Annotated in this window: 20 protein-coding genes; 4 read left to right on the forward strand and 16 right to left on the reverse strand. The window is 34.0% G+C overall.

Annotated features, from left to right (window positions below):
* Positions 1-39: 39 nt before the first annotated feature.
* The 3 genes from ACSSV9_RS05505 to pepF are packed head-to-tail and all read left to right on the forward strand — an operon-like array spanning position 40 to position 4,772.
* Positions 40-852 (forward strand): hypothetical protein, encoded by an 813-nt coding sequence (locus tag ACSSV9_RS05505; RefSeq protein ID WP_437346239.1) that lies wholly within the window; start codon positions 40-42, stop codon positions 850-852.
* Positions 853-888: 36 nt separating this feature from the next.
* Positions 889-2,862, forward strand: coding sequence for an OPT family oligopeptide transporter (locus ACSSV9_RS05510; RefSeq protein WP_437346240.1), 1,974 nt, complete (start codon positions 889-891; stop codon positions 2,860-2,862).
* Between the two features lie 29 nt (positions 2,863-2,891).
* Positions 2,892-4,772, forward strand: a complete 1,881-nt coding sequence (pepF, locus tag ACSSV9_RS05515; protein ID WP_437346241.1) for an oligoendopeptidase F — start codon at positions 2,892-2,894, stop codon at positions 4,770-4,772.
* Between the two features lie 58 nt (positions 4,773-4,830).
* On the opposite strand, the gene ACSSV9_RS05520 is transcribed toward pepF, so the two are convergent.
* The gene (locus tag ACSSV9_RS05520) at positions 4,831-4,989 is read right to left on the reverse strand and encodes a hypothetical protein (protein ID WP_437346242.1); all 159 of its coding nucleotides are present in this window, start codon (positions 4,987-4,989) and stop codon (positions 4,831-4,833) included.
* Positions 4,990-5,060: 71 nt separating this feature from the next.
* On the opposite strand from ACSSV9_RS05520, the gene ACSSV9_RS05525 reads away from it, so the two are divergent.
* On the forward strand, positions 5,061-6,191 hold the full coding sequence (locus ACSSV9_RS05525) for an aminotransferase class V-fold PLP-dependent enzyme (protein ID WP_437346243.1): 1,131 nt from the start codon (positions 5,061-5,063) through the stop codon (positions 6,189-6,191).
* A gap of 155 nt (positions 6,192-6,346) precedes the next feature.
* On the opposite strand, the gene ACSSV9_RS05530 is transcribed toward ACSSV9_RS05525, so the two are convergent.
* The 15 genes from ACSSV9_RS05530 to ACSSV9_RS05600 all read right to left on the reverse strand — a co-directional run bounded on the left by ACSSV9_RS05530 (position 6,347) and on the right by ACSSV9_RS05600 (position 26,200).
* Positions 6,347-6,562, reverse strand: a complete 216-nt coding sequence (locus ACSSV9_RS05530) for a hypothetical protein (RefSeq protein ID WP_437346244.1) — start codon at positions 6,560-6,562, stop codon at positions 6,347-6,349.
* 54 nt (positions 6,563-6,616) lie between these two features.
* Entirely contained in the window at positions 6,617-7,963 is a 1,347-nt protein-coding gene (locus ACSSV9_RS05535) for a phosphohexomutase domain-containing protein (RefSeq protein WP_437346245.1), read from the reverse strand.
* Between the two features lie 104 nt (positions 7,964-8,067).
* Positions 8,068-9,165 (reverse strand): ABC transporter ATP-binding protein, encoded by a 1,098-nt coding sequence (locus tag ACSSV9_RS05540; RefSeq protein WP_437346246.1) that lies wholly within the window; start codon positions 9,163-9,165, stop codon positions 8,068-8,070.
* A 12-nt stretch (positions 9,166-9,177) separates the two neighbouring features.
* On the reverse strand, positions 9,178-12,321 hold the full coding sequence (locus ACSSV9_RS05545; RefSeq protein WP_437346247.1) for a LamG-like jellyroll fold domain-containing protein: 3,144 nt from the start codon (positions 12,319-12,321) through the stop codon (positions 9,178-9,180).
* 2 nt (positions 12,322-12,323) lie between these two features.
* Entirely contained in the window at positions 12,324-14,729 is a 2,406-nt protein-coding gene (locus tag ACSSV9_RS05550; protein WP_437346248.1) for a beta-mannosidase, read from the reverse strand.
* A gap of 12 nt (positions 14,730-14,741) precedes the next feature.
* Positions 14,742-15,608 carry a glucosidase family protein gene (locus ACSSV9_RS05555; RefSeq protein WP_437346249.1) on the reverse strand — a complete coding sequence of 289 codons (867 nt, stop codon included), beginning with the start codon at positions 15,606-15,608 and terminating at the stop codon, positions 14,742-14,744.
* Between the two features lie 134 nt (positions 15,609-15,742).
* Positions 15,743-17,188 carry a hypothetical protein gene (locus ACSSV9_RS05560; RefSeq protein ID WP_437346250.1) on the reverse strand — a complete coding sequence of 482 codons (1,446 nt, stop codon included), beginning with the start codon at positions 17,186-17,188 and terminating at the stop codon, positions 15,743-15,745.
* Between the two features lies 1 nt (position 17,189).
* Positions 17,190-18,449, reverse strand: coding sequence for a glycoside hydrolase family 130 protein (locus ACSSV9_RS05565; protein WP_437346251.1), 1,260 nt, complete (start codon positions 18,447-18,449; stop codon positions 17,190-17,192).
* Positions 18,450-18,466: 17 nt separating this feature from the next.
* Positions 18,467-19,738 carry a glycoside hydrolase family protein gene (locus tag ACSSV9_RS05570; RefSeq protein WP_437346252.1) on the reverse strand — a complete coding sequence of 424 codons (1,272 nt, stop codon included), beginning with the start codon at positions 19,736-19,738 and terminating at the stop codon, positions 18,467-18,469.
* Positions 19,739-19,755: 17 nt separating this feature from the next.
* Positions 19,756-20,658 (reverse strand): glycoside hydrolase family 130 protein, encoded by a 903-nt coding sequence (locus ACSSV9_RS05575; protein WP_437346253.1) that lies wholly within the window; start codon positions 20,656-20,658, stop codon positions 19,756-19,758.
* A gap of 30 nt (positions 20,659-20,688) precedes the next feature.
* Complete coding sequence (locus ACSSV9_RS05580; protein WP_437346254.1) at positions 20,689-21,498, reverse strand: carbohydrate ABC transporter permease; 810 nt, start codon at positions 21,496-21,498, stop codon at positions 20,689-20,691.
* Between the two features lie 4 nt (positions 21,499-21,502).
* Entirely contained in the window at positions 21,503-22,357 is an 855-nt protein-coding gene (locus ACSSV9_RS05585; RefSeq protein WP_437346255.1) for a carbohydrate ABC transporter permease, read from the reverse strand.
* A 5-nt stretch (positions 22,358-22,362) separates the two neighbouring features.
* Positions 22,363-23,661, reverse strand: a complete 1,299-nt coding sequence (locus tag ACSSV9_RS05590) for an extracellular solute-binding protein (protein WP_437346256.1) — start codon at positions 23,659-23,661, stop codon at positions 22,363-22,365.
* Positions 23,658-25,163, reverse strand: a complete 1,506-nt coding sequence (locus tag ACSSV9_RS05595) for a SurA N-terminal domain-containing protein (protein ID WP_437346257.1) — start codon at positions 25,161-25,163, stop codon at positions 23,658-23,660. Before ACSSV9_RS05595 ends, ACSSV9_RS05590 begins: the two co-directional genes overlap by 4 nt.
* Positions 25,164-25,168: 5 nt before the next feature.
* Entirely contained in the window at positions 25,169-26,200 is a 1,032-nt protein-coding gene (locus ACSSV9_RS05600; RefSeq protein WP_437346258.1) for a PorV/PorQ family protein, read from the reverse strand.
* Positions 26,201-26,203 lie beyond the last annotated feature (3 nt).

The following is a 26,203-nucleotide window of genomic DNA, read 5'->3' on the forward strand; positions in this document are numbered from 1 at the left end:
TAGATTTCATAAGTTGCGTTTATTATTAAAAAAACAGATATGACAAAATCAAAGAAATTACTTTTCTGGATTATTGCTTTTTTGATAACATTATCATCTGCAGTTTATCAACGAATGACCGGGCCAACCTATCCTTACAAAAACCAAATTGAGTTTGCGAACAGAATAATTGAATACAAATTACTCAGAAGCCACAGTTCAGAAAATGATTATCAAATTTCAATCGATACAAAAGGAGCTAAGATTAAAGGGATGGTTTTCTGGCGGAGGTACAAATTCGACAAAGAATACTATAAGATTGAAATGAGTGGCGACTCAATCTTGACAGCTTCCTTGCCCAAGCAACCTCCCGCAGGCAAACTCGAATATTATATCCTACTTCGCAATAATGGGAATACCATTTATCTTCCACCCGACAAAACAATAGTGATTCGTTTTAAAGGTGATGTTCCCTCAATCATTCTTATTCCACATATAATAATTATGTTTTTAGCGATGTTATTTGGTGTGCGAACGGGATTGGAAGCATTTGTCAAAAATGGCAATTTGAAATATTACACGCTCGCCACAATACTCCTTTTGTTTGTCGGAGGTTTTATACTCGGACCTCTAATGCAATATTACGCTTTCGGAGAGTTCTGGACGGGTTTACCTTTTGGCTACGATTTAACGGATAATAAAACTCTCGTGGCAATGGTCGGCTGGATTGTTGCTTTTCTGAAATTGAAAAAATCACCTGCATCGGAGAAATGGGTCATTGGAGCTGCATTGTTGATGTTTATCGTTTATCTCATACCACACAGCACTTTAGGCTCGGAACTGGATTATAGCAAGTTAAACAATAACTTTTGATACACAATACAAATCCTAACAAAATAGGAGTGTTGCATGAACGAGACTCACAATACAAAAGGTCTCCCGTCAAACGCCTACAGGGAGCTACAACCCGGCGAAAAATATATTCCGGTTATGCTTGCGGATAAAGAATATCCGGAGGTAACACCTTACACGGTCATTACCGGAATAATTATGGCAATAATTTTTACTGCAGCAGCAGCTTATCTTGGATTAAAAATTGGTCAAGTTTTCGAAACAGCAATACCAATTGCAATCCTTGCTGTTGGTCTCTCAGCTACATTGAAAAAGAAAGGTGCTCTTGGACAAAATGTAATTATTCAATCGATAGGTGCTACGTCCGGTACAATTGTGGCTGGTGCAATTTTTACTATTCCAGCTCTCTATATTCTTAACCTTGAAGCTGAATTTTTTAAAATATTTCTTGCATCGGCTCTGGGAGGCTTTCTTGGAATTCTTTTTCTTATTCCTTTCAGAAAATATTTTGTTTCGGAAATGCACGGCAAATTTCCATTTCCCGAAGCCACTGCTACAACAGAGGTTCTGGTTGCCGGCGAAAAAGGTGGCAAACATGCAATAGTACTTGTTACTGCTGGTTTAATCGGAGGTATCTACGATTTCGTTGTTGCAACCTTCGGTTGGTGGCGCGAAATCTTTACTACAAAGGTAATTCCTGTCGGTCAGTCGATAGCCGACAAAATTAAACTCGAATTTAGATTGAATGTGAGTTCAGCTATTCTCGGACTTGGATACATAATCGGGCTTAAATATTCTTCGTTGATTACCGCCGGTTCCTTCCTTTCATGGTTCGTTATCATTCCCATCATTGCATACTTTGGAGATTATATTACCACGCCTATCGGTGTTAATATAAATTTTCTAATTAAAGATATGACAGCTGAACAAATTTTCAGAAGTTACGTACGTCATATTGGTATTGGCGGTATTGCTATGGCAGGATTTATCGGAATAATCCGCTCCTCTGGAATTATTAAAAAAGCTTTCACGCTCGGTTTTCAGGAATTATTTGGCAAAAAAGTAAATGAGAATAAAGAACGTACACAAAGAGATTTACCGATGAAAATAATTTTCGTCGGTATATTTATTACAGCAATTTTAATTTTTATTTTCTTTTTATTTGGTATAGTCAACAATCTTTTACATGCTCTTATTGGTCTCTTAATTGTGCTAATTATATCTTTCTTATTTACAACCGTTGCGGCAACTGCAATCGCAATTGTTGGAACCAATCCTGTTTCAGGAATGACCTTGATGACATTGATCCTTTCTTCTGTAGTACTTGTATCGGTTGGACTTACAGGTACTTCAGGAATGGTATCTGCACTAATAATAGGCGGTGTAGTTTGTACAGCGCTTTCACAAGCTGGAGCATTTATTACAGACCTTAAGATCGGTTACTGGCTTGGTTCGACGCCTTACAAACAGGAAAAATGGAAATTTGTTGGTACCGTATTTTCTGCAGCTACAGTAGCATGGATAATAATGGTATTAAATGAAACATACGGATTTACTGGAGAAAATGCTCTTGTAGCACCGCAGGCAAATGCAATGGCTGCCGTTATCAAACCTTTGATGTCCAATCAGCCTGCACCCTGGCTTCTTTATCTTGCAGGCGCATTTCTGGCACTAATCCTTACAATGATAAAAATTCCAGCACTTCCTTTTGCTCTCGGAATGTATATTCCTCTCGAATTGAACACACCATTACTCGCAGGAGGCTTGATTGCTCATTTCGTATCGACTCGCAGTAAAGACGAAAATTTAAACAGCTCACGTCGCGAAAGAGGAACTTTAATTGCATCCGGCTTCATTGCAGGCGGTGCACTTTTCGGAGTCTTGAGCGCAATACTCAGATATGTCGGTTATAACTGGGTCAATCATAACTGGCAGGAATCGCATTCAGCTGAACTACTCGCTATTATTATGTTTTTATTAATTAGTATTTATATGACCTGGGATGCTCTCAGAGCACGTAAAGGAGAATAGTTTTGAAAAATTAATCAAGGATTACTATTATGCAACCCAAATTTTTTCTAACATTATTTATGGTCTTTGCTATGTTCCAAAGTGGTAAATCGCAGGTGCTCGAAAGAAACGAAGTGCCTGATAAATACAAATGGGATAATTCCATACTTTACAAAAGCGCCGAAGAGTGGACTATGGAACACGATCGGCTCGAGAAGGAGATTGAAAAATTTTCACAGTACAAAGGGATGCTTGGAAAAAACGCCGATGTTTTATACAATGCGTTAAAAACTTATTTTAATCTGCTGAAGGATTATTACAAACTTTCCGATTACGCCTTCAGGCTTGCAGACGAAGACCTTAGAATAAGTTCAAACCAGGCACTTAATCAAAAAGCAACTACGCTCGGCACTAAATTCTCTGAAGTCACTTCATTCATAAATCCGGAAATTTTGAAAGTGGGACGGGAAAAAATCGAGCGCTTCCTTGATGAAAAAAAGGAACTGGATGAATTCAAATTCTATCTACTGGATATACTTCGTCTCGAAGATCATACTCTCTCCGAAAATGAAGAGGCTATTCTGGCAAGTGCCGGTTTAATTACTTCAACCCCAGGCGAAGTCTACAGCATATTCGACAATGCTGAAAAACCGAATGCCATCATAAAACTTTCCACTGGCGAGGAAGTTGAATTGACCTCAGCAAACTATACTAAATATCGAGGTGTCGAAAACCGAGCTGACCGTCAATTGGTAATGCAATCGACATTCGAAAACTATAAAAAATTCCGCAACACCATCGGCGCAAATCTGGTCGGTAAGCTAAAAGCCGATTATTTCTATGCAAAAAACAGAAAATATAATTCTGTCCTGGAGAGTTCTCTCAATGTTAATAATATCCCAGTTTCTGTTTATGAAAACTTAATTGAACAGATTCATAAAAATCTACCAACACTCCATCGTTTTCTTAAATTAAAAAAAAGAATGCTTGGAGTCGACACTCTTCATTATTATGATCTCTACACTCCTCTTGTAAAATCAGTTGAGTTTAAATTCACCGTAGAAGAAGGCCAAAAATTGTTGCTCGACGTTTTCAGACCTATGGGCAAAGAATACGTCGGGACGGTAGAAAAAGCATTTAAAGAAAGATGGATCGATTTCATTCCGAATAAAGGAAAACGAAGTGGTGCTTATTCATCTGGTGCTGCATACGATTATCACCCTTACATACTTATGAACTGGACAGATGATTATGAATCTGTATCGACACTGGCTCACGAACTGGGTCATACAATGCACAGCTATTTCTCAAATAAACATCAACCATTTGTAAACTCTCAGTATTCGATATTCGTCGCAGAGATTGCTTCGACAATAAACGAAACTCTGCTCAATAATTATATGGTAAATAATGTTAAATCAGACGAAGAGAAACTTTATCTTTTGGGCTCTTATCTCGATTTGCTCAGAACGACAATATTCAGACAGACCTCCTTTGCCGAATTTGAATGGGAAATCCATAAACGAATCGAAAACGGCGCGCCTCTCACAGGCGACGATTTGAGCGAAATTTATTATAACATTGTAAAAAAGTATTACGGCAACGACAAAGGAATTTGCATTGTTGACCCTTATGTTGCTTACGAATGGGCATACATTCCCCATTTTGTACATTACACATATTATGTTTATCAATATTCTACATCTTTAATTTATGCCACAGCTTTTGCCGAGAAAATTGTTAAAGAAGGGCAGCCCGCAGTAGATAAATTTTACCATATATTGAAAGGTGGTAGCTCGGAATATCCAATTGATTTGATAAGAAAGGCAGGTATCGATCCACTTTCTTCTGAAGCATTCGATCTTACAATGGCAAAGATGAACAAAGTAATCGACATGATAGAAGAAATTTTAGATAAAAACAAAAATTAATACAATCAGCCCCGCACTGCGGGGCTTTCAATAACTATGGGTCAACTAGCCCTTTATTTCAATTCAGTTTCAATTTTCTCAAGGCCATTCCGATTGCAGTTTCAACGGAGTAACGTTCGTCGAGATATTCAATCACCAATCTACAGAACTTCTCCTTATATCTCTTCGGTATCAAAACTCCGTAAAATGCTACGGCTAATTCTAATAACTTGTTCACTTTTCAATTCCCGAATCTCTGATTTATTATCGAATTGAAAACGAAAATTTTTAAATAGTACGGAAAAAATTATGGAAATAAATGAAATCAGAAATCTCTTCCCACATATAAAAACGGGACAAATCTATTTCAATCATGCTGCTCTCGGCCCGTGGTCAAAGCCTTTGCTCGATAGATTGGAATTGTATTCACGTCAGAGGAGCGGTGAAAAAATCGAGAACTTTAAATTTTTTTTGAAATGGAACGCCTCTGCAAAAGCCAAACTCGCGCAACTCCTTAACACGAAAAGCAACAGAATTGCATGGACAGATAATGTTTCCAATAGTATCAATATTCTTGCACAGGGATTAACATGGAAAACGGGCGACCAAATAATTCTTAACGATCTTGAATTCCCGTCGAATGTATATCCTTTCTTAAATCTTAAGAAGCACGGCGTTGAATTAACAATTGTTAAAAACAGGAATGGTATAGTCGACATCGAAGACATCGAACAAGCAATTACCGCGAAAACGAAATTAATTTCGATCAGCTCGGTTCAATTTCTTAGCGGTTACAGAGCAAATATTGATGAAATCGGGAAACTGTGTCGTAATAAAGGAATTATTTTTTGCGTAGATGCAATTCAGGGCGTCGGAGCAATTGATACTGACGTACAAAAGTTCAATGTAGATTTTCTTACTGGCGGCACTCAGAAGTGGTTGATGTCTATGGAAGGTCTGGCCTATTTTTTTATTTCAGAAGAATTACAAGAGAGAATTGATCAGAAATTCGTAGGCTGGACTTCGGTTGAAGATGCCTGGAATTTATTGGACTATAACCTTATTCTAAAAAAAGATGCCGACCGTTTTCAAAACGGCACACTCAATACGCTTGGCGTGGCATTATTCGATACGATGCTCGACATTTTTACACAACTTGGAATCGCAAACATCGAAAGAAGAATTCTCGCTAACACAAACTATTTTATCGAACAGTTATCCGAAGCGGGCTTCGAGCCAATGTTAAAAAATATTCCTGAAAGGAACCGAGCTGGTATAGTCACAATAATCGTCGACAATCCTGAAAAAATATTCGAAGAACTTGCGAGACATCAGATCCACTGTTCGCTTAGACAAGGGCTAATCCGGTTTTCACCTCATTTTTACAATACGAGCGACGAAATAGATATGACAATTGACATCCTTAAAAAATCAATGTAAAGAAATCTCTCCCACATGCAGAAGAACAGATTCGATTGCTAAGTAGTTTTTCCTATCGATTGAAGCAGACTATTTTTACTTTTGTATAGAAATCTGGAATAATAAGGGAAAAAAAGATGCACGGTTACAATTAAATCCGTGCATCCGATTGATTTTTATTCGTTGGGGCTATAAGTCAATTCCACTTTGACGTGAAAATCGGCACCACTAAAAAGAGTATATTTCACTTCGCTGATGGTACACTTATAATCTTCACCAACCAGCTCGCTTATAACTTTTGCGATAGCATTTTCAAGTGTATTTACGCTTACTCCTTTGAGTTTGTTCTGAAGCAATTTATCCACATCAATTGGTTTTTCCTTGTCGCTCATAATTATTCTCCCTTATTTATTGTCCTTATTAGACGATATATAATAGAAAATGTTCTAACCCCTGATAAAGTTAAGCAATTCCTCTGTTTTTTTGCGCATTAATTCAATATCGCCTCTGGCTTCCACATTGAGTCTAAGTAAAGGTTCCGTATTACTCATTCTAACATTAAAACGCCAATCGGGATATTCCACACTTACACCGTCGAGCTCGTCGATCTTTCCGTCGCTATATTTTTCTTTAATAGCAGCTAATTTGCCTGTGGGATCTGCGATTTTGGAATTTATTTCACCTGAGCATGGATAAGCCTTAATCATTTCGCCTACGAGCTCTGATAACTTGGTATTTTCTTCTGAAAGAAGTTGAAGTACCAATAAAAACGGGATTAGTCCGCTATCGGAGTAGGAATTTTCCCTAAAGTAGTGATGAGCCGACATTTCGCCGCCGTAGATTGCATTAACCTCTCTCATTTTTTGTTTAATAAAAGCGTGCCCGCTTTTCGAAACGACTGGAATCCCACCAGCTTTAGCAACGGTATCGATAGTGTTCCATGTAAGGCGTGGATCGTAAACAATTTTCTCGCCAGGATGATTTCGTAAGATTGATTTGGCCAGCAATGCTACAATATAATAGCCTTCGATAAAATTACCATGTTCGTCGAAGAAAAAGCAGCGGTCGTAGTCGCCGTCCCATGCAACGCCTAAATCGGCACCACTCTCTTTAATAGCATCGATAGTTGGTTGGCGATTTTCTGGTAATAATGGATTTGGTACTCCATTGGGAAATCGTGAATCGGGTTCGTGAAAAACCTTTACCATTTTAATTGGAAGAAACTTTTCGAGTTTATCGAGTGCCGGTCCGACACAACCGTTTCCAGCATTTACAACAACTTTGAAAGGAGAAATTTTTTCAGGATTGTAGAATTTATTTAAATGATTAATAAACTCATCCATTATATCTTTCTTTTGTATGGTGCCTTTAAACTTTGCAATCTCGCCTAAATCATTATTAAGTATCATCTTTTCAACTTCGTTTAGACCTGATTCGTATCCAAGGGGTTTAGAACCTTCTTTAACAAATTTAAGGCCATTATATTCGGGTGGATTGTGACTTGCAGTTATCATAACTCCGCCATCGGCATTAAAATGAGGAGTTGCAAAATAGATCATTTCTGTGCCACATAATCCTATATCGATAACGTCACATCCCGCCTCTGTAATTCCTTTTGCAAGGGCATCGGACAATTCAGGAGATGAAGGGCGTACGTCGTGGCCAATTACTATTAATTTAGCATTGAGATATTTTACAATAGCTCGTCCAATTTTATAAGCTAAATCAACGTTCAACTCAGATGGGACCTTACCTCTGATATCATACGCTTTAAAGCCAGGGATTTTATCCATGCCACCTCCAAAATTAATTATGCAAAGATAAGGAAAATTCGAATAATATGATTTATTGATGGGAATTAATGTTCTACTAGTTAGTTAAAACTGATAGTAGAAATTCAAATTATACTGATTTCCGAATCTTTATCAAAGAAATGGAGATTATTAAGTTCAAAATACAACTCAATAGTTTCATTAAGATGAAGCTCGTTTACCATATTAATTTTTGCTGTAAATTGCACATCGTCGATAGTAAAGTAAACGATCGATTCGCTTCCCATCGGTTCAATTAATTCCGTGGTTATACTGATTTTGGAGTAATCACGCTGGGGTTTTTCAAATTTGATATGTTCAGGACGTATTCCTAGAATTATCTCCTTATTGGAGTATTTTTGCAATCTATCGTAATACTCAGGAATAATATAAAAACTCAGACCATTTTTCGACGAGACGAACTTTAATTTTCCATCATTAATAATTTTTCCACTAATAAAATTCATAGCCGGACTTCCTATAAAGCCCGCTACAAATTTATTATAAGGATTAAAATAAAGATTCATTGGGGTGTCGACTTGTTGAACAACGCCATCTTTCATAACAACAATTCTGTCTCCCATAGTCATAGCTTCTATTTGATCGTGAGTAACATAAATCATTGTGGCTTCTAATTTTTTATGAAGCTTAGTAATTTCTGCTCTCATCTGTACTCTCATTTTTGCATCAAGATTGCTGAGAGGTTCATCGAACAAAAATACTTTAGGGTTCCTAACAATTGCTCTTCCTACAGCCACTCTTTGTCTTTGTCCACCTGAAAGTGCTTTTGGTTTTCGATTTAATAATTCTTCAAGCCCAAGAATTCGCGCAGCTTCTTTAACTCGTTTATCAATTTCTTGTTTATCAAATTTTCTAACTTTGAGTCCGAATGCCATATTTTCATAAACTGTCATATGAGGATATAAAGCATAGTTTTGAAATACCATAGCAATATCTCTATCCTTAGGAGGTAAATTATTTACACATTTACCGTCGATATAAATTTCCCCTTCTGAAATTTCTTCAAGACCAGCAATCATTCTAAGAGTTGTTGATTTTCCACAGCCAGAAGGACCAACAATCACAACAAACTCTTTATCATGGATTTTCAAATTAACATTATTTACTACTTTTTTATTATTATCGTATTTTTTTGATAAATTGATTAAATTTACTTCAGACATTTTATCCTCGGCTTATTTCAATAAGATCAATTTTAAATTTTTTTGAATGTTTCCATTGCTTATTCGAACAATATAAACTCCGGATGTCACTCTTTCCCCGTTATCTGTTTTACCGCTCCAGATAGCTCGATATTTCCCTGGTTGGTGGTATTTGTCAACAAGTGTTACAATTCTTCTTCCAAGAATATTAAAGATTTCTATTTTGATTTTTTCTTCTCTTTCTACATTGTAGGTTATTATTGTTTCTGAATTAAACGGATTAGGATAAACAGTTAAACTTAGATTTTCTTCTTGAAATGAATTACTAATTAAGTCTACATCAGTAACAATATCATACATTTTAATTATATCTTCTGGTAAAAGTGCGTAGTCATAAATTCTTAAATCATCTATAATACCTTTGAAATTATAATTTGAGTTATCAGGCAGCATTTGTCCAATAGTGAAATCATATTCCGACTGCATTAAATTTCCCTGCCATTCAGCAAATGCATCGAGAGTTCCATTAAGCCATAATTCAACGTATTTGCCGTCATAAGTTACAACGACAAAGTAGAGTTTCTCTGATTCGATTATTGTTTCGCTATCAAGATCGACAATTGGATTTATATTTTTATCTGTTTTAATTGTCCATCTCAGTTTACTAGCTGCTATCGATATTTTAAAACGACTATTCCAGCTACCGTGCGATACCAGGTATACTTCTTTATTAGGATAACCATCCATTTTGAACCAGAATGCAATTGTAATGGCATTGGTAAAATTAAGAGAAGGATTATTCTTTATGAGTACATAATCAACAATCCCATCAAAATAAAGTGCTGATTCCAGATTGTTGTGTCTGTCATTTACAAATGAAGCTCCGTTTAAAATACCATTATTATCATTCCCACTAATATCGCTAGCGTCATTATTAAAAGGTAGGTATACAACGAGATTCCCTTTCGCATAATCATTGAAATTCCTTACGAGTATTTTAATACTATCATTAACACTGTTTTCATATTCATCTTTAACTGTGCATCCAACATTATAAATTCCTTCTTTATCCGGGGCGGACCAAATAATGGAATCCTTTTCAATTACATTAATTTTACCTGCCTGAGAATACCAATAATAATCAAGTACTGTAGTTGTTTGCGAATAGGCAATACATCTAATACCAGTCATCGAATTTATATTCACCTTTCTACAGTCAGCTTTTATCGATTCAATTACGGGTTCCGAAATGACATTCTCAACCACATCTATTGTTATAGAATCTATCTCTTTATTACCATGACTGTCATAGACGGTAGTATAGATTTTATATTGCCCTGGAGTACGAGCAACAAAGAGAGCTAAATTATTCTGCGGATTAATTGTTCCACTATTAGCCGACCAAACATATCTCAATGGTTCATTATCCGGATCCACTGCAGTACAGTAAATTTTTATAGTATCGTTAACCATAATTTTTTCTTTTTCAGTAGCCAAACATTTAATTCTCGGGGGCTTATTGTAAATTGCATAATTATGGTTATAGTCAACTACAACTCCGTTTGCTTTCATAACATTTTTTTCATATTCAATGTTAGCATCGGATGGAATAAGGCGTATTACGACAGAAGAACGGGGTGGGATTTCCAGATTGAAACTACCAGAAATATTAAAAGCAAGAAATTTATTATTAATCATCTCATAAATGTTAACAGGGATACTCTGTACATCAATTTCCACATTTTGATTTTCATTATATGGATTATATAACATGTAAGTAGAAAAATCATTATTGCCAAAAAAATCGGTTTTATTGAGGTTAATTTTTAAGATACCTTTAATATTAGTAGTATCTACGAGTGCCGCCAAGTAACCAACAGAAGAGGATGAATAGAGAGATAAATTAGTTCGAGCCCATCCACCTTTCACAGCATCGCCAGTCGCAAAGGGCCAGCCTGATTCTGATTTCAACAGAGCTTCATATGCAATGGATGAAGTTAAATCAAATTTCTCTGACCAGTATTCACTATCCTGATGCAAATTATCGAGGTATCGAGAATAAAAAAGTCTGGATGCATTTGCCACATTTAACAGCCATTTACCTAATGTATTGGCAAATCTTTCATCGTACTTAACTAAGGGGAGTAATGCTCCAGCTTGTTGAAATGTGTTCATCGAAAATGCATACTCTCGTTCGCTATCCTCACCAATTAAACCTGAAATGTCATATACACCCCATTTCCCGAGTAAAACATTCCAGTTTCTCAAGTTAGTCTTACTAAAACACCAATTCAGCATTTTATATAAATTATAATTTGTACCAATTTCCGCATTCATTCTTGCAGCAGTAATAACACCGTAAGGAAGTTGTATTTCATATGCAGGATTTTCAGATAACGAATCAAGAAATTCAAGACACAATTCTGCACCTGATAAATATTTTTTTTCACCTGTAACTTTAAATGCATTGTAAAGAATATATGCTATTGCACCTGCAACTTCAGGTTCATTAATTCCTTGCTTAAAAGCTTTCATAGTTATAAAATCCCATCCGCGTTGATTAAAATCTGGAAATTTCCAGGGCGTATAGCTACCACCACTTAGTTTCACCACATCAAGAAAACGATCTGCGATTTTTATAAACTGTTCTTTAAAGTTTTCAGTAGTTGGGAAAAGGTAAAACAACTGTGTAAAAAATACATTTGGCATTGATTCATACCACCAATCATCGTATGTATTATCTTTTGGCGAGTTTTTATAAACATTCTGATTTCTATTAAAATATTCACGCGACATTTTTACCCAATTGTAACCATACTGATTACTTTTATCAATTCCACACAATGCTGCACCTACCAGCGAAGGTAAAACATTTATAGCTTCTGTACTTTCGGTATTATAGGTTCCTACATAAGAATGCAAACCGAAACTAATTTCTTCAGGATAATTAATACTATTTGTAATAAAAAAAAGAAAAGGCATATGTTCGCCGTAATTACCTGGATAATAAACTATCGAATCATAAGTTATAGCAACTTCTTTCCAATTCCGCATTTGATAAGGCTGCGGCATTTCCGGCATCTCTTCAATTCTCTCGATCGACAATTGCTGTGAACAAACATTATATCTTAAAAGCATTAGCAAAGGAATTACATATAATATTTTACTTGTCATCATTCTTATAAATAATCATTCAAACTATATATTTTGAGCTTGTTCTTATTGAACTTTCCTTTGAAGCCATCCATGCGTAGTAAGATTTTTTCATCGGGTAGAAGAATAAAGCCCCGATTCGAAAACATAACATCATCATATTCAACATCAACAAAAAATGCCGGTTTATCGGTATTTAATTCGAGTATATTTTCATTATCTATTTTTTTGAATGAGAACTTAATATTTGGTTTTGAAAGGTGTAAGTATTTCCATTTTTTCATGGGCACCGCATCTCTGAATATCAATGAATCATCTTTAAATATAGAAATAACATATATAGCTTCTTTACCATATTTACTCTTAACCTCTTTAATTTTTTCATATCTATTTCTTCCCAAAGATACACTAGTTGACAAATAATTAAGAATGCCATTCTTTGAGTCAATTATTTTTATTTTTAATAAGACTTTCAGTTCATTCTCTGTTTCATTTAAACCGTATATTTTAATGTCATCTTCCTCTTGAATTATCCTAAATGTTATTGGTTCGAAAATTTTTTTTACAAAGTAATAAGATATTTTTGGCATAGACATGCTATCGATTAAAGACCAACTCGTAACAGGCCATGTATCGTTTAATTGCCATATTATTGCGCCTTTGGTTATTTTATTAAAGCGCCAATGTTGTATACAAGTTTTGAGTGCTATTGCCTGATTTAATTGTGTTAAATAAAAGTAATCTTCCCATTTAGTACTCAATGGCAAATGTGCACTAAGAAATCTAATAATTCTTTCAGGGCCTTCAATTTGTTTATTATGAAATTCAAAAGTTTCTGAATTAATTTTTCTTTCGTGTTTTGGGATATATTTTTCGATCGTAAATTTATTTGCAGCACTTTGGAAACCAAATTCTGTAACAAATAAACTTTTATCATGAACAACTTCTTCATAATCTTTCCAAGAACTCCAGATTTCCCACTGGTGTCTGTTACCGCTTATTTCTGAATTGGGGTCATCTTCATATCCAAATGGAGAGGATTCCCAATAGAATCTATCTGGATCAATTTTCTTTAATAAATCAGGAATAATTTTATTATAAATTTTATAGCCCGGCATATTTTTATAATGAGTTTTATTCGTCTGATACCAGATCCATTCATTTTCGTTATTGCCACACCAAATAGCTAAGGAGGGATGGTACTGTAAACGTTTTACGTTGTATATAATTTCTTTTTTTACATTATCAATAAATTCTTTATGTTCGGGATAAGCACCACAGGCAAACATAAAATCCTGCCAAATAAGCAAACCTAACTCATCACATATTTCATAAAAAATATCATTTTCATAAACTCCTCCGCCCCAGACACGAATGATATTCATATTAGCATCAACAGCCATCTTAAGCATTTTTCTATACCTACTTTCAGTTACTCTTGGCAAAAATGCATCGCACGGAATCCAGTTAACCCCTTTGGCAAAAATCTCTTTACCATTAATGATAAATTTGAAACTATTTTCGCCCTTCTCCTTAAGTCTAACTTCGATTTTTCTTATACCAACTTTTCGTACAAATAAATCGTTTATATTATTTTCCTTCGATTGCAGCAAAATCTCTAGCTGATATAAATTTGGCTTCCCATATCCGTTTGGCATCCATAACTTTGGATTTATTACTTCCATTATTAATTTATTGATACCTTTTTTAATATTTATATTTTTTTCTATAACATTATCTTCTATCGACAATCTTAAAATTGAATCTGGTAGATTGTATGACGATCTGAATTTTATTTCTACTACTGCTTTTTTCTTGGTAAGATTCAATGTTTGAAAATAGAATTCGTCTATTATTTGATAATCAAGTGCTTTTAAATAAACCTTTTTCCACATACCTAAGGTTGGAAACGAAGGTCCCCAATCCCAGCCAAAAGAATATTGAGCTTTTCTTATATATACTCTGCTGGAATTCAATGCAACTTGTAAAACTCCATATTTTTTTTCTTCATCATAACTATATTTTACTGGAGAATATAACTTTACTTTCAATATGTTATTTCGTTCTTTTAATATTTCTGTAACATCGAATTCATATTTTATAAACATATTTTCAGTTTTACCTAATAGTTTACTGTTCAGAAAAATTTCTGAGATAGTATCTATCCCTTCAAATACGAGTTTAACAGGACCTTCAATTTTATTGTCAAAAGTAGTTTCGTAAATCCAGTCAGATTCTGATATCCAGCTTAGATTTTTTTCGTTGTCTGCATAAAATGGATCTTCTATTAATTGATTCTTAAGAAGATCTGTGTGCACCGTTCCAGGAACCTCAGCTTCAATGTTTACTCTTTTTTTGATTGTTTCAGGAACACTTGGTGAGTATTGTTTACCTAATTTAAGATACCATTTGTCTAATACAATAATTTTCATGTGTGCTCTCTCTTAAAATTCTATTTCAATTTCTTCATTTAATTTATGATGACTAAAAATAATTTCTGTAAGCCATAAATCATTTTTGAGAATAGACTTGACAGTTAAAGAATTGTTATTGTTTATCTTTATATTTCTGGGTTTCATAGGTGATATCAGTTTTGTAATGTTTTTATGTCCCATAAAACCATTTAAGTAAAGTTTCATTTTATTGTTCTTGTGTTCAACCTTTTCTAAAGATGAATTGGTTGACTTTAAAAAAGGTGTATTAATTTTACCTATCTTAATATTAATCACTGTATCATTAACGTTACTAGGTATTATGAAGCTATGTAATTTTTTGTTGTTTAATAAAATTTCGTAATTATTTGCTCTTTCTATATTTATCTTTGTTTTTTTCCCTGCAATAAAAATGTCGAAAGAACATTTCATTTGATTCGGAGGGAGGAATGGATCGAGTTCAATGTTCCATCCATTATCATTTAAACCATAAATATGATAAAGAGTATAGAGATACCAGCCAGCAGCCCACAAGAATTGTGGTTTATCAACCGTACCATAATTTATCATATCATTTTTATTACCATTGCGGACTTCATACATTGCAGGTTGTCCACCTGGTGCATTTATTATTCCATCTATAGTCATAATTTTTTTTAAAAAGTCAAAAGCTTCTTCTTTTTTCCCAGATGATGATAAAGCTAATGCATACCACGCATTATTATGGTACCAGATACCACCATTTAAATAATAGTATTTATCGCCAGCTTCGTTCCCAACAAAATTCCAATAGCCAGTTAGTTCATTAAAATCCATCGGGAATACATTATAAATTCCAACTTCTTCATTTAACAAATGTTTTTTTGCTTTATTAAGCATAATATTTTTTTTTGTAGTGTCAATTAAATTAAAGTGAGCTGCCAGTAGGGATCCGCAATAATAATGCGTATCTATAACACACTGTTCCGAAAAATTCATCAGATACCCGTACTTATCGTTCCATAATTTTCTATTTAATTACTAATTAATTTTTCCTTTAGTTTTTCGAGTTGAACCAAGTCTTCACCTTCAAGTTTTAAATAGCTCGCAATAAAAAGATACGATTCAATTGCTCTTGCAGTAAGGATTGAAATATAACTTCTTGGACCAAATCTTTTTCCAATATCCCACCAGTCAGGCCGATGCGACCACATCAAACTATCTTCGCCTAATGTTTTCAGTATGTTGTTAATGGAGACGTTAAGATGTGGTAATAATTTCCTAGTTGTTTCAGTATCTGAAGAATATTTCAAATATTCCGCCGTAACTATAATAAACCATTGATTATTCCAGTTATCTTCGATAGCATATTCAGTATGATATGAGCTGTCTTTCCAATATATAGCATGTGGGATATTGAAATCTTTGTCTGCATTTATTGCAATAAATTCGAGATCATTTTTTACTCGTTGTAAATCATATTTCACAGCGGACAAATCAGTCATTAAAACATCATGTGTAAAATAAAAGTTATATTCTGCAGGACAAGGCATTGGTACTATTTTATCATTTAAATAATGTTTATTTACAGCAAGAATTGCTTGTGCCCAATTAACTGTAAAGTCAATATCCTTAATACCTGTCTTAAAATTGCTCGCATTAAATGCATAATCAAGTACTTCTTTTTCGTATAGTTCAATTTCTTTTTTGTAATTATTGCTTATATATTCAACCGTACCAGGTAATTCTTCTTTTTTTACCATTCCAATTATTTGTTCAATTATCATCTCTTCTTCGGGTTGTAAATACATTTTATAAGATAATTGAAGTACAGGATTGATAAACTGATTATCAGTATTTTTCACATTGAATATTTTTGTTTCTTCGGGTATCTGTTCGTTATTTAATACAAACATTGTAGGTTTACCTGTTTCTATATCTAAGTAATCAACAAATATTTGATTGTCTTTTACTTTATATTCAATACTATATTTGGGTTCATATGTGTGACTTGTTCTAATCGTTAAAGTATGATTGGTTACTACTGTAAAAGTATCCGAAATTCCATATGCATTTTTTATTCTGTATTTCACAACAAAAGCAGGATAATTTTTTAAAAACCTATATGAAATAGTTATATTTTTATCCGTATTAATAAAGTCGACACTATAGGGTGTAAGGCAGTATTTATAAGCTAATTTGTTAAATTCTACAATGTTATTCCCTATACTCAAATGTAATTTTATAACAAATGAAGTATCTCTTTTCCAATAATCGTGACTCTGGTCTATGCTATTAGCAATTGGATAATAAAAACTAAGTCTTTGAGGTAAAGCTTTACTTTCATGAAATTCAAGACCGATATATCTACTACCTATTTCAATTTTTGAACGAGCGGAAGAGCAGATCTTAATGTCGTGTTGTGGTCTAATTGTTTTTCCGAAGAAAATTAGAACTATAAAAAGGATAATCCTTATCATTTTATTTATCTCTTAAAAGTTTTTCTAGAAGCTCATTCAAATTAACATACGCAAAGGTTGTAGAATAATCAGACACCGCATAAGGAATAATCAAGGAACCGTTATGTACTAATGCGCCACAAGTATAAACGACATTAGGAACATAACCCTCCCTTTCGTTAGCATCCGCTTCAATTAAGGGTTCCTTTAATCTGCCAATTAAGATTGAAGGGTCGTCTCTGTCCAGCAAAAAAGCACCTATCGAATATCTTCTGGCAGCTCCCACGCCATGGCTTAAACACAACCATCCCTTTTCTGTCTCTATAGGCGAACCACAATTTCCTATCTGAAAAAATTCCCATGGATATTTAGGTTCCATTAATAGCTGCTTGGTCTCCCAATTATTGATGTCCTCTGAGAACATAATGAAATTATTTTCATTGTCTTGTCTAGAAAGCATAACATATTTGCCATTTATTTTACGGGGGAAAAGCGCCATTCCTTTATTTTTAACTTCTTTTCCTTTTATCTTATTAATCCTAAAATTCCGAAAATTTTCAGTAGAAAGGAGCTTAATAGTAATATTTTGTCCATCGTATGCACTGTAAGTAGCATAGTAAATTTTTTTTCCATCATCTTCTGTAAAATGAACAAATCGTGCGTCTTCAATTCCATTGCTTTCTGCTTTGGTTTGAGGGAATAAAGTTATTTCAGTATAATCATCATCATAATTGAAATCAGCTTCGTAATAATCTTCTGAAATATTATTTATTGATGGCATAACGACATAGTCTGATACAGTATCAAGGTGAATATTCAAATTTTCGTCAATGACACCTGTCCGAAATACAATTGATGATATATGTCCCTCGCCAGTTGCACGTAAACTCATTATAAATCTCATCTGTTGTGGTCTGAGATTTGATTGATCTGGGTGAGGCACTATCGATGGGTTAAACAAAGCCGAATGTTCGAGTGAATATTCATTCGAAAAATATGCTCCAATTAATAGTTTTCTAACATCAGAAATTTCTTTTTTAATATTAAGGTACCTTTTATTAATCTCCTCGTATCTGTTTATAAAAAATTTTTCTGTTTTTTTGTGTCTGGCGAGGAAATTATTTCTTACCCTCTGATATTCTAATGTAGCTGAAACTTCCGACAATGACAGAATTCGATCTATTATTCTATGTATTCTATCTTTTTCATATGGTTCAAAGGATTTAAGAAGTACTCTTCTGTGATCCGGTGTTATCATTAATCCCGTTTTTTTAATGTTCATTTTAATTTTCCCAAATTTTATTTTTCCAATAAACTATTAAATAATGAGCGAGTTTTTGTATTACTAATTATTCTATTAAGTGAAAGAAGCGTTTCAATTGTCGACTCTGCACCCGAGTTCCGATTAACTTTATTAGGTCCAAGAATGCCGTCGTAGCAAATACCACTATCATAGAAGTACATTTTCGTATTAGCAGGATTGTCCCCAATAAACCACATGGCTGCTTTTACAGCTAATTCATAGTAGTATTCCTGACCTGTGAGTTCGCCTGCCAACACGGTTGCATAAATCATTGGTCTTATACCGTAAGCAATTTGAGGAAATCTTTTTACCTCTAGAATATTAATTAAATTACCTTTTTTTTCGATCTTAAATTCATTCAAATAACCTTTCTCTATCAGATAAGGATAGAAATTTTTAATTTCATTTAACGCTGCATCCAAGAGTCTTTTATCGTTCAAAACTGTATATGCTTTAAGAAGCGCATAAGCCTGGAGATTTCCCCATGCGTGCCAACTACTGTTCCAACTCAAGAAAGCATTATATGGAAACATATTATCACTGCCTGCCTGCATTAAGACAATGCCATCAGAATAGCTTTTGATTATTTCTAGAATTTTCGAGTCATTGTTTTTTTTGTAGTAATTTACTAAAGACAAAATAATTAAGGCAGCTTGGTCGGAAGCATATTCATAAGGCAACCAGACTGGCAGAGCCACCCCGTTTAGGATTACAGTATCTCTTTTATTGTTGTAATCTTTTTTAATATTTTTTATTGTTTTTGCAATAGCGCATTCTATTTCATGAGTTAATTGTTTATTCTTAATTTTATCAACTACTTCAGTCAAACACCAAAGTGCTCGCCAGCTCCACCAGCTACCGATAGCTTCACTATTTTGATGGCGTTTATTGATAGAGAAGTCATCAAAAATAAAATTGTAGAAATAACCATTATCCGACTGCATATTGAGAATAAATTTAATTAACCTCTCAACTTTTAACTGGTACTCAACTTTACCAGTGTATTGTGCATATTCAGAATAAAAAATAACTGCTCTTGCAACATCATCAACACATGCAATCCCTTCGTCCTCATCTCCTACCCATTTATACTCTGGATACTCGCTATAAATATGAATAATGCCAACACTATCTCCCATAAAGAAGATGTCCTGATAGAGCTGGTCTAAGTGGAGAGGGTTAACGAAATAACTTCCTTGCTGAGAAAAAGTTATAATATTAAAAAATACAAATGTTAGGACCAGCGAATTTTTTATTATTCTTCTCATTAATATTTTTTTATAAGTTATTGACAGAGCGAAATGAGATATTCAGTTGAAGTTTCTGCCAGACAAATATTAGTATCCGCGCCTGAGTAGTAAATCTTAATTTTGCCATCAGGTTCTTCAATCCAGCCACAAGTAAAAACGACATTAGGAACATCGCCTATTCGTTCGTAATCGGTCTCAGGTGATAAGATGGGTTCACGTGTTCTGCCAATAATTTTTCGGGGGTTGTTAAGATCGAGTAGCATTGCGCTGATTTTATAGAGACTCGATATACCAAAACCACGCACGCCATGATAAAGAAGTAGCCACCCGCTATCTGTTTTAATCGGAGGTGTAGAAAGCCCAATTTTATCATTTTCCCAAGTACCTTTAGTTGGTTCTGCTAATAGTTGATAATCTCCCCAATGAATCAAATCGGGACTTTTACTAATCCACATGTCCCTTCTATTTTCTGCAGAGGGTCTGTCGATTTTCCAGTAATAGCCGTTAATCTTTTCCGGGAAAATTGCACAATCCTTATTAGATGGTTCCGATATTGTGCCGTGTACTTTAAATGTCTCGAAATCCGTAGTTTCGCTTAGAACCACCAGCGGCATGTACTTTGAGTATCCTGTATAGGTAATAAAATATTTCTCTTCAAGTTTAACTATGCGGGCATCTTCTATTCCCCATTCGGTATAAAGGGAATACTCCTTATGATCGGAAGGAGTAAGAATAAGTTTGTCTTCGACTTTGAATTTATAACCGTCGTTGCTTATTGCTTTTACAAATGATGATCTACCGTTCGGCATTTCGACACGGCAAAGCAACAGATATTGATCCTTATACTTAATTACACCGGGATTAAAGATGCTATTTACTTTGAATGGGACGTCATCCTTTGTTATAATAGGATTCTGGGGATATCTAGAAATACTCATATTAATTTCACCTCTATAATTTCTTTATTATTATTCTTTAAGGCCAGAAGAAGCCATACTCTCTATAAAATATTTTTGAAAGAAAAGGTAGACAATCAAAATCGGTAAGGCTAATAAAGCTGCGGCAGTAAGTTTCATTCCAAGTTGTGATTCAGCTCTACCTCCTACCGCAAATAGTGTTACCAATTGGGGCATTGTCATCAATTTCTCGTCTCTAACAATAATTAATGGCCAGAGTACTTCGTTCCAAGAAGTCATAAATGTAATAATTCCAACTGTTATTAAAGCTGGGATTGAATTGGGTATTAAAACACTAAATAAAATTCTGAATTCATTGCAACCGTCTATGCGAGCAGCATCAATGAGATCCTGTGGTATAGTCTTGAAATATTGACGAAACATAATAATCGCAAATGAATTCATAAGGTATGGAACAATTAATCCGGCATATGAATCTACCCAATTAAATTTTACCATTAAGATATATTGTGGTATAAGGGTTATCTGAAAAGGTAACGTCATAGTAAATACTATTATATAGAAAATCAGATTACGTCCTTTGAATTCCAAACGCGACAGCGCATAGCCTACCATCGAACCGAAAAAGAGCACACCCGCAGTAATAATTCCAGATACAATTAAACTATTTATAAAGGAACGCATTATAGGAATTTTATCAAAAATGAGGACATAGTTACTAAAAGTTAATTGAGAGGGGAACAACACAAGACTTCCGATTTCATTTTCAGGGGCTACAGAGGCTGTAAGCATCCAAATAAAAGGAAAGATAAAAATTACTGCGCCTAACAAAAGGATAAGATATAATAGCAACTTTTTCATAGTTTTAATTTTCTTTTTCTAAAAATTTTTTTTGAATAAAAACCACTGCTAATATTAATAAAGCAAAAAACAGACCAAGAGTAGCTGCATACCCCATGTGATAGTAAAAGAATCCTTGTTTATAAATATAAAGAACAGCAGAAAGAGTGCTGTTTAAAGGTCCTCCGCCGGTCATTACATACGGTTCAATAAACAGAGAAAAGCCCCCAATAGTAGAAAGTACGACTACCATAAAAATAGTAGGATTAATAATGGGAAGTGTAATCCTGAAAAATTTTTGGAAATGAGACGCACCTTCAATATCGGCAGCTTCATAGTATTGTTTCGGAACAGCCTGCAGCCCGACCAAAAACAAAACCACATAAAGTCCTACATTTTTCCATGTAGCCATAATTGCTATCGAAGGCATTGCCCAAGCAGGATCAGTTAACCATCCGACCTTAGACAATCCGATTTGTGCAAATAATCGATTAAACAACCCACTTTCGTATCCATAAAGTTGCTGCCATAAAATCGTAACAACAACTCCGGAAACAATAACAGGAGTAAAGTAAGCGGCTCTGAAAAATCCCTTTAATTTGATTCTTTGATTTAACAATTCTGCCAGGAATAATGCTACTACGATTTGTAATGGAATATGAATTGCTAAAAATATTAATGTATTACTCAATGATTTCCAGAAGAGATGGTCGCTTATTAGTCTTTTATAATTTGTAAAGCCTGTATATTGCATAGGGCCAATAATATTCCAGTCATGAAAAGTTAAAAAAATAGAAAATCCGATCGGAAACGCTATGAACAAAACAAAGAAAATAATGTAAGGTGAAACAAATATGTATGGAATAAATTTTTTCTTCATAAGAATTACCTTAAAAATAAAAGATTAACTGCATGCTCAGCGTCCTTCAATGCCTGTATGGGAGATTTTTTTCCGTAAATTACGCAGGCTTCATATTCTTGCGATATAATATCAAATACTTCTTTCAGTTTAGGCGTTTGGTCGGTTCCTTTTACGAATTTTGCTTGCATAGCAAATATTTTCATCCGAGGATTTTCATTAAAGTAATTCTCGAATTTCTTATTCTCCAACAGATTTTTTCTTCGCGGTAGCTGATTCGTAATTTTGAGCAACTCGAGGTCGTTTTCTTCCGACAAAAGATAACGAAGAAATTTCCATGCTTTTTCGGGATTCGGACAAGTATTAAATATTACAATATTTTTAGGATCGCAATATGTATAGACAGGACCTTTGTGATTGTCTGGTACCGGTATAAAAGTGAAGTCATAACTAAAGTTTTTTGGTTTAAACTTTTCTGCATGAGCTATTTCCCAGGGACCGGTGAATCTTGTTGCTATTACTCCACTTAGAAAAACATCCTGCCTTGCTGAAAGTCTCTCTTTCGGGAAATAATTTTTTTGATAAAGGGTTCTCAAGAAAGTAAAGACCTTAAGTGCCGCATCATTATTGAACACAGCTTTATTACTATCAATTAATTTACCGCCATTTGAAGCCGCAAGATAAAGCGGGTAGAAATCGAAAAGTCTTTGCCACCACGTTACAATTACTTCTGAATATCCGAACCACCTATCAATATAACCGTCGCCGTCAGTATCAAGTTGATACTTAGATGCTGCTTCAAAATATTCGGAGTAAGATGAAGGCGGTTTGTTTAATCCTATTGAGCGGATGATGTTATTATTATAAATCATCATAATAGGATTAATCTTCCAGGGTATCTGGTATATATGCCCATCTTGCGATCTAACTTCTTCAATAACACTACTGTCGCATCTCTGGTAAAGAAAATCCATAAAGCCGTCTAGAGTATCTAGGGGTATCAAAATACCAGCTCTCGCATAATCTTCTACGTCTCCCTCCCACATGTTGGAATAGATATCAGGAGTAGTTTTCCCTACGATAGCAGCTAGTATTACTTCCTCGCTTGATTGCCCTTCGGGTACCGGCTGAAACTTCACTTTCATTCCCGGATTCATTTTATTCCATTTTTCGACTACTCCTCTGGAAAAAATTATCTCTTCGGTATTATTCGAAGACCAGTAAATAATATTATCCGAAGTATGATTTGCTTTTCCGCAAGAGACCACTAAATTTACGGCTAAGATGAATAAAATTTTATATAATACTTTTCGGATAACTTTCATTGCCATTTCATCCATATGTTATCTATAGTAGGATATGGAGTTCTTGGAATTAGATTCCCTCTTTTAACAAAATAAAAATCAACAGCTCGGGGATTTTCTTCTTCACTTACCTTTATACTAGCAAGTACTTTTTCATCAATGAAAATATCCGTCACCTTTTTGAGTTCATTAATTTTATAAAATAACTTTTTAGTTAATTCCTCTTCTATCATTTCAAGAATTGTTTGTTCATTTTCTTTTTTATTCTTTGTATTAATTTCGTTGTGTTCCAACATTATTGAATTAATCATCTCCTCTTTTACTTTGCTGAAAACTATTTTGTCTTTCCACCATTTTATTTGATTTTTCACTTTTGGTATTTCGTAATAACCTTTTTCCAATGCAATTTTGGATAACAAATAATCTCTTGTCATTCTCCAGATAATACCTTCGAGCGACTTCGAAAAATTTCCCAAATTACTTTTATCATATTTAATGTACTGTTCTCTAGTTCTATACCAGTTTATAAAATCTTCCAATGTTATCTTGTAATCTTTTAAATTTACAAGTACCATTTTTTTCAGATTTCCGTCATCTTTTATATTATTTTCCTGTAATGTATTTTTTAATATTTTCTCGAGTTGCCAGGTTTCAAAAAGATCTTTTGTTAAAGTAAATCTACCGATATGGGTTCTTAAGATTTTGAAAGGGACTCTTTTTATTACAGGATTTTGTGAAAGCATTATTTTCTTTACGTACTGATTAGATAAATCATCCAGCTTTCTCTTAATTAGTGCTGTTTCTGAATCTTTAAGTAATTTCTGCTGTTCTGTTTCGGATGCAATTAATCGATAAGAAAAATTTTTTAATAATATAATATACCAGCCATCTTCAACTCTTATTGGTTTGCTATATTTTCCTATTTGTAATGTATCAATAATTTTACCGAGGAGTGGATTTTTCATTCCGAGTAAATATCTTGTAGTTTTCAAAGATCTATCCGAAGTTCGAATTGAGTCGTTTAATTGTAGATTATACAAAACTTCAAAGTTCTTTCCATTTCTAAGTGAATCATAACAATCATTAATATAAGAGCTATCACTTGAATAAAGCCATTGTATTTCTACATCAATTAATTTCTGTTTAGCAACAGTATCAATTTCCTCTTTACTCAAATTGATTTTCCCTAGAATTTCATGCCTAAACATCTCTTCAGTTGCAATGTCTGCTGCAAAAGCTTCAATATAATTTTTGATTTCACTTGTTGTATCGGTTCCGAGTTTATAACCATAAAGTGCAAGAAGTTTTTCTTTAATTAAGTGCTCCAAGAAAATTCTTTTTGAATTTTTTACTTTTTTATAAAAAGCCGGTCCATATTCATAACAATTAACGAACTCTTCAGCAGTTATATCAATAGTGCCAACCTTTGCAACAATAGAATCATTTAATGATAAGCTATCTCCAAAGGTATTAATTGAGAATAGTAATGTTAGTATGGTCAAAATCGTTTTAAATAATTTCATACATTTCAGAAGACTAAATTAATAGAAAACGTATGTACATTTTGTAACCGACCAAAATCTCTGTAAGCGTAATCAAACTTAACATATGCATTAGCAAGAAGTAATTTAGAATTAATTCCGAAACCAAATGTCAATCCTCCTTCAGAATAACTGTTGAATGCCGATTGATAGCCACCGCGCAAATAAATCAGTTCTTTGAAAGAGGTTTCGAATCCAAAATTCATACTTTCATAATCGTTATTTGGATGAATTGCATCAGCAGAAAATGTAAGTCTATAAAATTCATTTTTATAAATATTAGTTGAAATACCTATTTGAAATATTAATGGTAGATCCCACGAATCCATTTCAATATTTGTCGGTATTTGGTCATTTGAACCTTCTTTGGTTGGATCAACACTAATGAAATATCTTGCATCACGTCCAGTCATCTTTAGTGAAGTACCAAAATTGTATATTGTTGCGCCGATTACCATTCCACCAAATAGATCGGTTCTGAACTTTGTACCAGCATCGATAGCAAAAGCATTAGCAGACATATGCCATATCTTTTGTTGAATATACTTCGCCGTAAAACCAATTGAGAATCTATCTGTCAAATTTCGAGCATAAGATACTCCAACCGCAATATCTCCTGCACTAAAAAATTCGCCTGTTCCTTCTGGTTTTTCAACAGTTCTCACTTGCATATCATTCATTGAAAGAGAAGTAAAACTTACACCAATATTTCCGATTTCACCAAGAGGGATTATCAGTCCCAAAAAATCAAAATTGGTTTCAGCAATCCATAAGGTATGACTGAATGTTGCTTCATAATTTTTATGGTTTGAAATTCCTGAAGGATTCCAGTATAATGCCGTAGCATCATTAGCAAAGCTCACATAAGCACCACCCATACCTACAGCAGAAGCACCTACCGGAATTTCCAAGAATGAAGCTCCTGTTGTACCTGTTTTAGATACACTTTGTGCAGTTAAATTTTTCCCAATTAATAATATTATGCAAGCAAATAAAAATGTGATATATAATTTTCTCATATT

The sequence above is a fragment of the Melioribacter sulfuriphilus genome (assembly GCF_051488685.1).
Taxonomy (GTDB): domain Bacteria; phylum Bacteroidota; class Ignavibacteria; order Ignavibacteriales; family Melioribacteraceae; genus Melioribacter.